The organism is Pseudomonas sp. B1(2018) (assembly GCF_003097365.1).
Taxonomy (GTDB): domain Bacteria; phylum Pseudomonadota; class Gammaproteobacteria; order Pseudomonadales; family Pseudomonadaceae; genus Aquipseudomonas; species Aquipseudomonas laurylsulfatiphila.
In genome coordinates this window covers 37602-50527 of sequence record NZ_PYUK01000004.1, presented here as the reverse complement: position 1 = coordinate 50527, position 12926 = coordinate 37602, and the positions used below count along the sequence as shown (strand labels likewise).

Annotated in this window: 12 protein-coding genes; 9 read left to right on the top strand and 3 right to left on the bottom strand. The window is 59.3% G+C overall.

The features are described from left to right. Positions 1–18: 18 nt before the first annotated feature. Entirely contained in the window at positions 19–2217 is a 2199-nt protein-coding gene (locus C9422_RS07265; protein WP_116580162.1) for a hypothetical protein, read from the top strand. Between the two features lie 284 nt (positions 2218–2501). On the opposite strand, the gene C9422_RS07260 is transcribed toward C9422_RS07265, so the two are convergent. Beyond that, positions 2502–2807 (bottom strand): DUF2288 domain-containing protein, encoded by a 306-nt coding sequence (locus tag C9422_RS07260; RefSeq protein ID WP_102674187.1) that lies wholly within the window; start codon positions 2805–2807, stop codon positions 2502–2504. A gap of 350 nt (positions 2808–3157) precedes the next feature. Between C9422_RS07260 and C9422_RS07255 the strand changes: the two genes are divergently transcribed. From C9422_RS07255 to C9422_RS07235, 5 genes are all read left to right on the top strand, one after another. Then, positions 3158–4285, top strand: a complete 1128-nt coding sequence (locus tag C9422_RS07255; RefSeq protein WP_116580161.1) for a branched-chain amino acid ABC transporter substrate-binding protein — start codon at positions 3158–3160, stop codon at positions 4283–4285. A 233-nt stretch (positions 4286–4518) separates the two neighbouring features. Continuing rightward, positions 4519–5442, top strand: coding sequence for a high-affinity branched-chain amino acid ABC transporter permease LivH (gene livH, locus C9422_RS07250; RefSeq protein WP_007976647.1), 924 nt, complete (start codon positions 4519–4521; stop codon positions 5440–5442). After that, positions 5439–6695, top strand: a complete 1257-nt coding sequence (locus C9422_RS07245) for a high-affinity branched-chain amino acid ABC transporter permease LivM (protein ID WP_007976646.1) — start codon at positions 5439–5441, stop codon at positions 6693–6695. Before livH ends, C9422_RS07245 begins: the two co-directional genes overlap by 4 nt. Continuing rightward, on the top strand, positions 6692–7459 hold the full coding sequence (gene livG / locus C9422_RS07240; protein ID WP_007976644.1) for a high-affinity branched-chain amino acid ABC transporter ATP-binding protein LivG: 768 nt from the start codon (positions 6692–6694) through the stop codon (positions 7457–7459). Before C9422_RS07245 ends, livG begins: the two co-directional genes overlap by 4 nt. Then, a complete protein-coding gene (locus C9422_RS07235; RefSeq protein ID WP_015093834.1) occupies positions 7460–8161 on the top strand; it encodes an ABC transporter ATP-binding protein in 702 nt (233 codons plus the stop codon). A 163-nt stretch (positions 8162–8324) separates the two neighbouring features. Here C9422_RS07235 and C9422_RS07230 read toward each other — a convergent pair whose 3' ends face one another. After that, on the bottom strand, positions 8325–9233 hold the full coding sequence (locus C9422_RS07230) for a LysR family transcriptional regulator (protein ID WP_116580160.1): 909 nt from the start codon (positions 9231–9233) through the stop codon (positions 8325–8327). A 106-nt stretch (positions 9234–9339) separates the two neighbouring features. Between C9422_RS07230 and C9422_RS07225 the strand changes: the two genes are divergently transcribed. Next, a complete protein-coding gene (locus tag C9422_RS07225; RefSeq protein WP_116580159.1) occupies positions 9340–9939 on the top strand; it encodes a short chain dehydrogenase in 600 nt (199 codons plus the stop codon). 12 nt (positions 9940–9951) lie between these two features. Here C9422_RS07225 and C9422_RS07220 read toward each other — a convergent pair whose 3' ends face one another. Next, positions 9952–10308 carry a hypothetical protein gene (locus C9422_RS07220; RefSeq protein WP_116580158.1) on the bottom strand — a complete coding sequence of 119 codons (357 nt, stop codon included), beginning with the start codon at positions 10306–10308 and terminating at the stop codon, positions 9952–9954. 173 nt (positions 10309–10481) lie between these two features. On the opposite strand from C9422_RS07220, the gene C9422_RS07215 reads away from it, so the two are divergent. Continuing rightward, complete coding sequence (locus tag C9422_RS07215) at positions 10482–11150, top strand: COG3650 family protein (protein WP_116580157.1); 669 nt, start codon at positions 10482–10484, stop codon at positions 11148–11150. A gap of 95 nt (positions 11151–11245) precedes the next feature. Next, entirely contained in the window at positions 11246–12859 is a 1614-nt protein-coding gene (locus C9422_RS07210) for an NAD(P)/FAD-dependent oxidoreductase (RefSeq protein WP_116580156.1), read from the top strand. Positions 12860–12926: the final 67 nt, after the last annotated feature.

Here is a 12926-nt window from a genome sequence, read left to right as displayed (position 1 = left end):
CCAGGTAGATGGCGAACAATGACTTCTAAAAACAACCCGGCCACTGCGGTAACCGATCTGACGTTGAGCCCCGCGGCCAACAGCCCGTCATCACCGAAGCCATTGATTCAATCCCGCCCGTTGGCGACCCAGCAATACCTCTACTTCACCGAAACCAACACCGACCGTATCCTCGATAACCTCGACGGCCTGCGCGACATGGTGTTCCCGCGACCACCGCATCCGGAAGGCGACAGCGAACAACACAGCGACCAGGAATTCCCCTCGGTGTGCCTGATCGGCCTGGGCCGCTGCGGCTCGAACATTGCGCTGGACGTGGCAGAGCTGGTGTACAACGCCCGCAAGTTCTACCTCAACGAATTCAACAACGAAGATCGCCTGTCACCGGACAAGCGTTTTGCCGAAAAGGGCTACAGCCCGGCCCAGTGGATCCGCAACAACCTGCGCCTGGGCCAGAACAAGAACACCAAACCGGTGTTTCTGGTCGAGCCGCTGGTGATGCTCGGCGACCTGGACAAGGACATCGCCGGACGCATCCGTTTCTCACGCAAGGGCGAGAAAAGCGGCTTCCTGCGCGACTACAGCAAAATGAAAATCATGGACCTGTCGGAAGTCCACGCCGGTGGCGCCGGTAACGCGCCGATCCTCGGCCAGTACCTGGCCAAGATCATCCTGAACAAGGACACCCAGCGTTTCTCCAGCCCAGACTGGAAAATGATTCACTCGTACCTGATCGACAGCTGCGGCATCAAGGCCAACCAGTCGCGCCTGTATTTCTCGATCTTCAGTGCCGGCGGCGGTACCGGTTCGGGCATGGCCTCGGAGTTCGGCCTGGCCCAGCAGCACTCGTACATGAACAAGACGTTCGACACCAAACCGATGGACGAGCACGACAGCAAGAGCGGCCACTCCTTCGTCTTCGAACCGATCTTTACCAGCGGCATCTGTGTACTGCCGAACATTTCCGATCACCGCAGTGAAATGTCCGAGGCCCTGCACATCAACGCCGGCCGCCTGCTGTGCAAATACCTGTCGGAAGAGTGGGACTTCTCCTACAACTTCGCCAACGAAGACAGCAGCGAAGCCAGCGTCATGGGCCGCATCCGCCCATGGAACGCGATGATGCTGATTTCCAACGACATCATGCGTTACGCCGAAGAGAACGATGACGGCAATATCCAGAACATTGATGTCAATGCCATGGAAAAGCACGCCAACCAGTACATCTCGCAGCAGATATTCAACATTCTGACGGCTCAGGCAGTTACCACCGACTACGACCAGAACTATTTCCGTCGGGCCGGCATCGACATCGGCGAAACCATTCGCCTGGACGCCAACGACCTGTTCATGAGCCTGGCCGGCCCGGTGGCGATTGCCTATGCCGAGTCCGTGGTGCCGGAAACCCCGCCGCCAAGCAGCGACAAGTTCAAGGTGTTCGAGAAAGAGCCGGCGCGCCTGAACATCGACGACCTGTTTTTCCGTTCGATCGACCTGCCGCACTTCAACAAGGTCACCCAGGCCATCGAAGGCATCAGCCTGTTGCCGATCGAGTCCAAGCGTTATCGCGCGTCGCTGGAGCAGTACAAGAACTCGGGTTACGACGCGGCGGCCCTGCACGACCTGCACTTCTTCAAGAATTGCTCGTCGGTGGTGTCGATTGTTTCCTTGCCGAAGGACTACAAGCTGTCCTACATGGACCTGAACCGGTTGAAGACCCACCTCAACAGCCTGTTCCCCAACACCACGCTCAAGCGCTACGCGCTGGTGATCGGTGCCTCGGCCAACCTGTCCCTGACCACCCTGATCGCCAAGAGCCCGTGCCTGTCGGACGATTTCCTGACGCTGATCGTAGCCTTTATCAAACGCTGCTTTGCGAAGCCTGCCTACCGTTTCGACGAAACCCTGGACAACTCGATCCTGGACTTCATCGTCCAGGAAGAATTCGACGAAGGCCGTATCGACGACTTGCTCAATGAATTCGAGAACCCGGCGAAGATCCTCGATACCAACTGGTACGCGATCAAGCCGATGTACGAGAAGAAATATCGCGAGCTGATCAACGACAAGGACAAATTCGTCTCGATCAACGACATCCGCCTGTCGCGCGATTGCGTGAAGAAAGCGATCAAGTACCTGCGCGAGATCTATCGTCACCGCATTGGCAAGACCAAGGTTATTTCGCTGAATAACCATACGGGCAAGACCGCTTACTAAGCGTCGCCCCCATTCGCGAGCAAGCCCGCTCCCACATTCGACTGCATTCCTTCTGGAAGAACACGGTTAAATGTGGGAGCGGGCTTGCTCGCGATGGCGGCCTTGAATTCACCGCAAATCAACATCCAGAAACAATTGAGCAGCCGTTCAGCTGCCCTCTCAACTGTTCCCGTTACGTTTACGTCACCGTGAGGCTGTGGCCTTTCTCTACGGCAACATGCCATCACGCTACTCGGCTACACACTTTCTTGCGGGAAAGGCGCGCACCAAGCCGGTGCAACCTTTCAAACCTGCGCCCTTTCCTGGATCAGAATCCACGGCGAAACAACCACCGCCCACAACTGCGGATCACGTTCAAAAAGATCCAGCGCCCGCGTTTCAGACAGCTTGGCGAGCTTGTCGGCAGCCAGCCAGGCAGCCACTTTCTCCCCTTCATCCTGGGCCACGGCCTCGGCGGCGGCGATCAGATCCAGGCCAGGATCGACCCACAATAGGGCACCCTTGGCAAAGAATGGCTCCAACTCTTTCCAGGTAATAGATGCGGTTTCACCAAGCAGCTTGGCATAGAGGGTGCTAGGTTCTTGATTCATGGGACTGTCCGGAAAAGAAATCGACGCAGATGATAACGTCGGTGGACTGGCAGAAAAACCCGGTTGCAATTGAGTGACCGAAATGAAAAGCGCAGGAAAGCCAGGGAATGCACTGAATACGGCTATAAGCCCCTCAACGCCCCGCCGCAATTCTGTCTTTTTCTTTCAATAAAGCGACACTTGCAGGTTTTGCCCCTCGGCGCTGCCTTCCCAGGCTGACAATCGGCGCTCTACACTGTACCGGTACAGTTGCCGAGGGGCTTTTCCGGGGAATGTCGTAGATATCTGACCCGGTTCTGCTGCTTTCGGCGCCAGGACTATAAAAACTACAACAGTAAGAGTGGAGCACTATGACTAAGGCTACTAAGCAGATTTCCAAACTGTTTGCCGCTATGGTTCTGGCCGGGGTTGCCAGCCATTCGTTCGCAGCTGACACCATCAAGATCGGCATCGCCGGCCCTAAAACCGGTCCTGTAGCCCAATACGGCGACATGCAGTTCAGCGGCGCCAAAATGGCCATTGAACAGATCAACGCCAAAGGCGGCGTAGACGGCAAGAAACTCGAAGCCGTTGAATACGATGACGCCTGTGATCCAAAACAAGCGGTAGCGGTCGCGAACAAAGTCGTCAACGACGGCGTCAAGTTCGTGGTTGGCCACCTGTGCTCCAGCTCCACTCAACCGGCTTCGGACATCTACGAAGACGAAGGCGTGATCATGATCACCCCGGCTGCCACCAGCCCGGACATCACCAATCGTGGTTACAAAATGGTGTTCCGCACCATCGGTCTGGACAGCGCCCAGGGCCCTGCCGCCGGTAACTACATCGCCGACTTCGTAAAACCGAAGATCGTTGCTGTCCTGCACGACAAACAGCAGTACGGTGAAGGCATCGCCACCGCCGTGAAGAAAACGCTGGAAGGCAAAGGCGTAAAAGTCGCCGTGTTCGAAGGCGTCAACGCCGGCGACAAAGACTTCTCCTCGATGATCTCCAAGCTCAAGCAAGCCAACGTCGACTTCGTCTACTACGGCGGCTACCACCCAGAGCTGGGTCTGATCCTGCGTCAATCCCAGGAAAAAGGCCTGAAAGCCAGGTTCATGGGTCCGGAAGGCGTGGGTAACGACTCCATTTCGCAGATCGCCAAGGACGCTTCCGAAGGCCTGCTGGTAACCCTGCCGAAATCCTTCGACCAGGATCCGGCCAACATTGCCCTGGCTGACGCGTTCAAGGCCAAGAAAGAAGACCCGAGCGGTCCGTTCGTGTTCCCGGCCTACTCGGCTGTGGAAGTGATCGCCGAAGGCATCAAGGCTGCCAAGTCCGAAGACTCCGCCAAAGTGGCTGAAGCCATCCACAAAGGCACCTTCAAGACCCCGACCGGCGACCTGAGCTTCGACGAGAAAGGCGACCTGAAAGACTTCAAATTCGTGGTTTACGAGTGGCACTTCGGCAAACCAAAAACTGAAGCCAAGCCTCAGTAAGGCGTTGCCTGACTGACTGCCAATAAAGCCCACGGCGTGCCGTGGGCTTTGTTTTACGAACGTACTTGGGCCGCGCTGGCGTGATCCGCCAGTCTCCCCACCTGAAAATCTCAAAACCGTCATCAGCGGTTCGCTGGCAAACCCCGAATTCGAAGTGGATGCAGATCCACGGGGCTCGGGCGGGAAAATGACTCCACCAGTGAAATGCGTATCAGGTTTTTAGGAGCGCTGTAATGCCTGACATCTATCACTTTTTCCAACAGCTGGTTAATGGCATGACCATTGGCAGCACGTATGCCCTGATCGCCATCGGCTATACGATGGTCTACGGCATCATTGGAATGATCAACTTCGCCCACGGCGAGGTGTACATGATCGGCTCCTACGTGGCGTTCATCGCCATCGCCGGGCTGGCCATGCTGGGACTCGACAGCGTTCCGCTGTTGATGACCGCCGCTTTCCTTGCAACCATCGTTGTCACCAGTGCCTATGGCTACAGCATCGAACGGATCGCCTACCGCCCCCTGCGCGGCAGCAACCGTCTGATCCCGCTGATCTCCGCCATCGGCATGTCGATCTTCCTGCAGAACACCGTTCTGCTGGCGCAAGACTCCAAGGACAAATCCATCCCCAACCTGATTCCGGGCAATATTGCCTTTGGGCCAGGTGGCGCACATGAAGTGCTGATTTCCTACATGCAAATCGTGGTGTTCGTGGTGACCCTGGTCGCCATGCTCGGCCTGACGCTGTTCATCTCCCGCTCTCGTCTGGGCCGCGCCTGCCGCGCCTGCGCCGAAGACATCAAGATGGCCAACCTGCTGGGTATCAACACCAACAACATCATCGCCCTGACCTTCGTCATCGGTGCCGCGCTGGCGGCCATCGCCGCCGTGCTGCTGAGCATGCAATACGGCGTGATCAACCCGAACGCCGGTTTCCTCGTCGGCCTCAAGGCCTTCACCGCAGCGGTACTGGGCGGTATCGGCAGCATTCCGGGCGCCATGCTCGGCGGGCTCGTCTTGGGTGTGGCGGAAGCCTTTGGTGCCGATATCTTCGGCGACCAGTACAAGGACGTCGTGGCGTTCGGCCTGCTGGTTCTGGTGCTGTTGTTCCGGCCAACCGGCCTGCTGGGCCGTCCGGAGGTTGAGAAGGTATGACTAGGAATCTTAAACAGGCGCTGTTCAGCGCCTTGCTGGTGTGGGCCGTGGCCTACCCGGTACTCGGTCTGAAGCTGACCATCGTCGGCATCAACCTCGAAGTTCATGGCACCAGTGACGCCACCCTGATCACCATCGCGGTGTGTTCGGTGCTGATGTTCCTGCGTGTGCTGTTCGACCAGCAGATCAGCTCGGCCTGGCGTTCGTCGCCAAGCATGCCGCTGATTCCGGCCAAGGCCAGCAACTTCCTGACCCTGCCGACCACGCAACGCTGGATCATCATCGCGCTGATCGCCGGTGCCCTGGTCTGGCCGTTCTTCGGCTCCCGCGGTGCGGTGGATATCGCCACGCTGGTGTTGATCTACGTGATGCTCGGCCTCGGCCTGAACATCGTGGTAGGCCTGGCGGGCCTGCTCGACCTCGGTTACGTCGGTTTCTATGCCGTCGGCGCCTACAGCTACGCGCTGCTGTCGCACTACTACGGCCTGAGCTTCTGGATCTGCCTGCCGATTGCCGGCCTGATGGCGGCCACCTTCGGCTTCCTGCTCGGTTTCCCGGTACTGCGCTTGCGCGGTGACTACCTGGCGATCGTGACCCTGGGCTTCGGTGAAATCATTCGTCTGTTCCTGCGCAACCTGACCGGTCTCACTGGCGGTCCGAATGGCATCAGCAACATCGAGAAACCGACGTTCTTCGGCCTGACCTTTGAACGCAAGGCCGCGGAAGGCCTGCAAACCTTCCATGAGTACTTCGGTCTGGAATACAACTCGATCAACAAGGTGATTTTCCTTTACCTCGTTGCGCTGTTCCTGGCACTGGCTGCACTGTTCGTCATCAACCGTTTGCTGCGCATGCCGTTGGGCCGTGCCTGGGAAGCGTTGCGTGAAGACGAGATCGCCTGCCGTGCGCTGGGCCTGAACCCGACCATCATCAAGTTGTCGGCCTTCACCCTGGGTGCGAGCTTCGCCGGTTTCGCCGGCAGTTTCTTCGCCGCTCGCCAGGGCCTGGTGACGCCGGAGTCCTTCACCTTCATCGAGTCGGCGATCATCCTCGCCATCGTGGTGCTCGGTGGCATGGGCTCGCAACTGGGCGTGATCCTCGCTGCCGTGGTGATGATCCTGCTGCCGGAAATGATGCGTGAGTTCAGTGAGTACCGCATGTTGATGTTCGGTGCCTTGATGGTACTGATGATGATCTGGCGCCCTCAGGGTCTGCTGCCCATGCAACGTCCTCACATGGAGCTGCGCAAATGAGCCGCGAGATCCTGAAAGTAGAAAACCTGAGCATGCGCTTCGGCGGCTTGCTGGCGGTCAATGGCGTGGCCTTGAGCGTGAAAGAGAAACAAGTGGTGGCACTGATCGGCCCTAACGGCGCTGGCAAGACCACCGTGTTCAACTGCCTGACCGGCTTCTACAAGCCGAGCGGCGGCAGCATCCTGCTGGACGGCGAGCCGATCGAAGGCCTGCCGGGTCACAAGATCGCCCTCAAAGGCGTGGTGCGCACCTTCCAGAACGTACGGTTGTTCAAGGACATGACCGCGGTCGAGAACCTCTTGATCGCCCAGCACCGTCACCTGAACACCAACTTCCTGTCCGGCCTGTTCAAGACCCCATCGTTCCGCAAGAGCGAGCGCGAGGCCATGGAATACGCCGAATACTGGCTGGACAAGGTCAATCTGCGTGAGTTCGCCAACCGTCCGGCCGGCACCCTGGCCTACGGTCAGCAACGTCGCCTGGAAATCGCCCGTTGCATGATGACCCGCCCACGGATCCTCATGCTCGACGAACCGGCCGCCGGCCTGAACCCGAAGGAAACCGAAGACCTCAAGGCGCTGATCAGCGTGCTGCGTGAAGAGCACAACGTGACCGTCCTGCTGATCGAACACGACATGAAACTGGTCATGAGCATTTCCGACCACATCGTCGTGATCAACCAGGGTACGCCCCTGGCCAACGGCACGCCGGAACAGATCCGCGACAATCCTGAAGTGATCAAAGCCTACCTGGGGGAAGCGTAAATGCTGCAGTTCGAAAACGTTTCCACCTTCTACGGCAAGATCCAGGCCCTGCACAGCGTCAACGTCGAAGTCCGCCAGGGTGAGATCGTGACCCTGATCGGCGCCAATGGTGCCGGCAAGTCCACACTGCTGATGACGCTTTGCGGTTCGCCGCGCGCCCACAGCGGCAGCATCCGCTACATGGGTGAGGAACTGGTCGGCCAGGACTCGTCGCAGATCATGCGCAAGAGCATCGCCGTGGTGCCGGAAGGTCGTCGGGTGTTTTCCCGGCTGACCGTGGAAGAAAACCTGTCGATGGGCGGTTTCTTCACCGCCAAGGGCGACTATCAGGAACAGATGGACAAGGTCCTCGGACTTTTCCCACGCCTGAAAGAGCGCTTCAACCAGCGTGGCGGCACCATGTCCGGCGGCGAACAGCAAATGCTCGCCATCGGCCGTGCACTGATGAGCAAGCCCAAGCTGTTGCTGCTCGACGAGCCGTCGCTGGGTCTGGCACCGATCATCATCCAGCAGATCTTCGACATCATCGAACAGCTGCGCAAGGACGGTGTGACGGTGTTCCTGGTCGAGCAAAACGCCAACCAGGCACTGAAAATCGCTGACCGCGCCTACGTTCTGGAGAACGGCCGGGTAGTGATGCAAGGCACTGGTGAAGCGCTGCTGACCGACCCGAAAGTGCGCGAAGCGTACCTCGGTGGCTGAGCCTTTGCGGTAAAACAAAAAAACGGCCTTTGCGGGCCGTTTTTTTATGCCTGCGAATACGATCCTTGTAGGAGCTGCCGCAGGCTGCGATCTTTTGACTTTGATCTTTTAAGATCAAAAGATCGCAGCCTGCGGCAGCTCCTACAAGGGTCCGTGTGTGGGTTCAAAGTCGATCCAGCGCTTCCCCGCTGCGCTTGAACCACCCGATCAAGTAATCCGCCAGCACCTGCGTACGCTTGGGCAATCCGCCCTGATACGGATGCACCAGGTACATCGGCATGCTGCGGGTCTGATAATCGCGCAGCAGCCATCGCAAACGCCCGTCCGCCAGCTCCGTTGGCAAGCAGTAGGACGGCAGGCGTGCAATACCGGCGCCGACCAGCGCGGCTTTCTTCAACAGGTTGTAATGGTTGCTGGCGAACGGCCCCGACACCCGAACCCGCAACAACTCATGCTGCTGGTGATACAGCCATTCTTCGCGGCCGCTGTAATGGCTGTTGAGCAGGCAGCGATGCTCGGCCAGCGCCTGGGGTGTGTGTGGTTCACCGTATTGTTCCAGATAGGCCGGGCTGGCACAGGTCAACTCTTGCCACGCCAGCAACGGGCGCGCCACCAGTCTCTGGTCAAGGGCCACCTCAGAGCGAATCGCCAGGTCGAAGCCGTCGCGGGACAGGTCGCGGTAGTTGTTGTTGAGCTCCAGCTCGATCTGCACCTGGGGATACTGGGTCGAGAACTCCAGCAACAGCCCGTCGAAGAAGGTTTCCCCGAGCGACACCGGCACCGTCATCCGCACCGGCCCGGCCATATCGTCCTTCAGTCGCGCCAGGGCCTGGCGCGCTCGCTCGACTTGCACCACCAGCGCCTGGGCCTGGGGTAACAACGCAGCGCCAGCGGCGGTCAGGCTCAAGCGGCGAGTGGTACGTTGCAACAGCACCACGGAAAACTGTGCTTCCAGCTGGCTGATGCGCTTGGACAGCTGGCCTTTGCTGCAACCGAGCTGCTGCGCCGCCAGGGTGAAACTTCCCGCTTCGATCAATACGGCGAACGCGGCCAGGTCATCCATCTCGCTCATGGATTGTTTCCATTTGAAAACCAAAGGTTGCCTATTAGCGCGCTTATCTAGAAAAAAAACCACCCTACACTGATACCTCGTTCAACCCATACGAGGATCAACCCCCATGAAAATTCTTTTGATCGGCGCAAACGGCACCATCGGTTCGGCAGTCGACAAGGAACTGTCGCAACGCCACGAAATCATCCGGATTGGCCGCAACAGCGGCGACTTTCAGGTGGACATCAGCGACAGCGCCTCGATTCGCAAACTGTTCGAGCAGACCGGTAAATTCGATGCCCTGGTGTGTGCCGCTGGCAACGTGACCTTCGCACCGCTGAGCGAGATGACCGAAGCAAGCTTTGCCCTGGGCCTGAAAGACAAGCTCATGGGTCAGGTCAATTTGCTGTTGATTGGCCGCGACTTCGCCAATGACGGCGCGTCGTTCACCTTCACTACCGGCGTACTCAGCCACGACCCGATTCGCAGTGGCGCCTCGGCGGCGCTGGTCAACGGTGCACTGGACAGCTTCGTTCGCGCCGCCGCCATCGAACTGCCGCGCGGCCTGCGGGTGAACTCGATCAGCCCCAACGTCCTGGTCGAAGCCATGGGCAAGTACGCGCCGTACTTCCGTGGCTTCAAGCCCGTGCCAGCAGTAGATGTGGCCTTGGCCTACGCCAAAAGCGTAGAAGGCCTGCAGACAGGACAGACTTTTCACGTCGGCTGAGCCGGTTCCTGCTCAATCGATCAACGTGGGCAATAGGTCTTTGGCGACGGTTTTCGGGATGAACACCAGGAACTGCGCGCCCAAGGCCGATTGCACTGTCGCCGTAGAAATTTTCCAGCCATTGATCGACAGCGTCAATTTCTGGCCTATAGATTCATGGGTAATGCGCGTCATACGCTCAGCTGCTTCAGGACTGAGCGTGACATTCATTTCATATCCCGATTGAAGCCTGTCGCTGTCCTTCAACAGCAACTCCATCCGGGTGAAGTCGGTTGCCGAAGACAAATTGATCTCGGCAGCGTGACTGCCCGTGGCCCCCGTCATCACCAACAGAAACACCCCGATCTTCCAGCCCATTGCCTGCTTCATATCTGCCCCCAGCAAAAAAACGGCAGCTTACCTTTGGCATCCTGATACTCGGCATCGGAATAATTCACAGGATGTTGCCGCAAATCGCCCTCTACTTTTCCAGAGATCCATTCCAGCCTTGTGATGAACGGTCAGCCTGAGTAACGTGGCGGCACTTGCCAGGAGACCCCAAGATGCGTGTTGCCCGTTCCCTAGTCCTCGTTGCCCTGCTTCCGCTGTTCGCCGCTTGCCAGTTGTTCGAGGGTGAGCGGCAGAACGCCTCCCATGTCGGCCAGACACGCATGCAAGGCCAGTTGACCGCGGCGGACGGCAAACTGCTGTTCCAGCCGTGCAACCAGTCTGCGCGCTACGTGGTCAACGACACCGGCGGTACCAGCGTCCTGCAGCAGGCCGCCAGCCTGGCGGACAAGCAAGGCAAGCTGTTTGCCGACGTGCGCGGGCGGGTTGTGGCCGGCAGCGGTGGTGACGGCCAGCTCGATCTGGAGCAGTTGTACCGCGTCGAGCGCTCGAGCAACGCGTGTGAGGATCCGAATTTCAAGCTGCTGATCCTGCGTGCCGCCGGGCACACCCCGGAGTGGAGCGTGAAAGTCAGCGGCAAAGGCATGGTCCTCGACCGGGCCGGCCAGCCGCCATTGGCCGTGCCTTACGTCGAAGAGCAACTGGGCGATGGCCGTTTCAACCTCAGCACCGAAGCCAACAACCAGCACATTGAACTGTGGGTTGCACCGCAACGCTGCGTCGACAGCAGCACCGGCAGCATCCAGCACATGAGCGCCGAGCTGCGCATCGACGGCCAGGTACAGCGCGGCTGCGGGTATTTCGGCGGATCGCGCGACGACTGATCGTTTAAGCCTCACGGGCCTGCGCCTTTGAGGCTTATAATCGCGGGTTTCAAACGCCCTGGCGCAGTTGTGCGCCCCGCGAACCGGATCCCGCCATGTTACGAATCACCGAACTCAAGTTGCCGATCGACCATCCCGATGAAGACCTGCGCCCCGCCATCGTGCAGCGCCTGGGGCTCGCCAGCGATGACCTGCTCGACTTCACCTTGTTCAAGCGCAGCTACGATGCGCGCAAAAAGTCCTCCGAGCTGTGCTTCATCTACACCATCGACCTTGAAGTTCGCGACGAGGCGGCGGTGCTGCACAGGTTCGCCGATGACCGTAACGTCAACGTGGCGCCGGACGTCAGCTATAAAATGGTTGGCCAGGCACCGGCCGACCTGAGCGCACGTCCGATCGTCGTCGGCTTCGGTCCGTGCGGGATTTTCGCCGGGCTGCTGCTGGCGCAAATGGGCTTCAAGCCGATCATCCTCGAACGCGGCACCGAAGTCCGCCAGCGCACCAAGGACACCTGGGGCCTGTGGCGCAAAAGCGTGCTCAACCCGGAATCCAACGTGCAATTCGGCGAAGGCGGCGCGGGGACATTCTCCGACGGCAAGCTGTACAGCCAGATCAAGGATCCGAAGTTCCTCGGTCGCAAGGTCCTGCACGAGTTCGTCAAGGCCGGCGCACCGGAAGAAATCCTCTACGTCAGCAAACCACACATCGGTACGTTCCGCCTGACCGGCGTCGTGGAAAACATGCGTGAGCAGATTCGCGCTCTGGGTGGCGAAGTACGCTTCCAGCAGCGTGTCACCGATGTGCTGATCGACGACGGCCAACTGGTCGGCGTCGAGCTCAATGGCGGCGAACAGATCCATTCGAAGCATGTGATCCTGGCCCTCGGCCACAGTGCACGCGACACCTTCCGCATGCTCCACGGCCGTGGCGTGTACATGGAGGCCAAGCCTTTCTCGGTGGGTTTCCGCATCGAGCACCCGCAGTCGCTGATTGACCGCGCGCGGCTGGGCAAGTACGCCGGGCACCCGAAACTCGGCGCCGCCGACTACAAACTGGTGCACCACGCCAAGAACGGCCGTTCGGTCTACAGCTTCTGCATGTGCCCGGGCGGCACCGTGGTGGCGGCGACGTCCGAGCCGAACCGTGTGGTCACCAATGGCATGAGCCAGTACTCGCGTAACGAGCGCAATGCCAACTCCGGGATCGTTGTCGGCATCACCCCGGAAGTCGATTATCCGGGCGGCCCGCTGGCCGGTATCGAACTGCAGGAACGCCTGGAGTCCCACGCCTTTGTGCTGGGCGGCAGCAACTACGAAGCCCCGGCGCAACTGGTCGGCGACTTCATCGCGGGCAAACCGTCCACCGAACTGGGCAGCGTCGAGCCGTCCTACAAGCCGGGCGTTGCCCTGGGTGATCTGGCCCTGGCATTGCCGGCGTTCGCCATCGAAGCGATTCGCGAAGCCTTGCCGGCGTTCGAGAAGCAGATTCGTGGTTACTCGCTGCACGACGCGGTGCTGACCGGCATCGAGACCCGCACCTCCTCGCCGCTGCGTATTACCCGCAACGAGTCGATGCAGAGCCTGAACGTGAAAGGCTTGTTCCCGGCCGGTGAAGGTGCCGGTTATGCGGGCGGGATTCTGTCGGCGGGTGTGGACGGGATTCGGATCGCCGAGGCTGTGGCTCGGGATATCCTTGGCCTTGAGGCTTAAGGTTTAAGGTTTAAGGTTTAAGGTTTAAGGTTTAAAGCAAAAGATCGCAGCCTTCGTCAGCTCCTAC

What these genes read in the sequence shown, in the direction of transcription:
- C9422_RS07235 (WP_015093834.1), top strand. Translation starts at nt 7,460, where the DNA reads ATGCTGCAGTTCGAAAACGTTTCCACCTTCTACGGCAAGATCCAGGCC.
- C9422_RS07255 (WP_116580161.1), top strand. Translation starts at nt 3,158, where the DNA reads ATGACTAAGGCTACTAAGCAGATTTCCAAACTGTTTGCCGCTATGGTT.
- C9422_RS07245 (WP_007976646.1), top strand. Translation starts at nt 5,439, where the DNA reads ATGACTAGGAATCTTAAACAGGCGCTGTTCAGCGCCTTGCTGGTGTGG.
- C9422_RS07230 (WP_116580160.1), bottom strand. Translation starts at nt 9,233, where the DNA reads ATGAGCGAGATGGATGACCTGGCCGCGTTCGCCGTATTGATCGAAGCG.
- C9422_RS07260 (WP_102674187.1), bottom strand. Translation starts at nt 2,807, where the DNA reads ATGAATCAAGAACCTAGCACCCTCTATGCCAAGCTGCTTGGTGAAACC.
- livH (WP_007976647.1), top strand. Translation starts at nt 4,519, where the DNA reads ATGCCTGACATCTATCACTTTTTCCAACAGCTGGTTAATGGCATGACC.
- C9422_RS07225 (WP_116580159.1), top strand. Translation starts at nt 9,340, where the DNA reads ATGAAAATTCTTTTGATCGGCGCAAACGGCACCATCGGTTCGGCAGTC.
- C9422_RS07215 (WP_116580157.1), top strand. Translation starts at nt 10,482, where the DNA reads ATGCGTGTTGCCCGTTCCCTAGTCCTCGTTGCCCTGCTTCCGCTGTTC.
- livG (WP_007976644.1), top strand. Translation starts at nt 6,692, where the DNA reads ATGAGCCGCGAGATCCTGAAAGTAGAAAACCTGAGCATGCGCTTCGGC.
- C9422_RS07220 (WP_116580158.1), bottom strand. Translation starts at nt 10,308, where the DNA reads ATGAAGCAGGCAATGGGCTGGAAGATCGGGGTGTTTCTGTTGGTGATG.
- C9422_RS07265 (WP_116580162.1), top strand. Translation starts at nt 19, where the DNA reads ATGACTTCTAAAAACAACCCGGCCACTGCGGTAACCGATCTGACGTTG.
- C9422_RS07210 (WP_116580156.1), top strand. Translation starts at nt 11,246, where the DNA reads ATGTTACGAATCACCGAACTCAAGTTGCCGATCGACCATCCCGATGAA.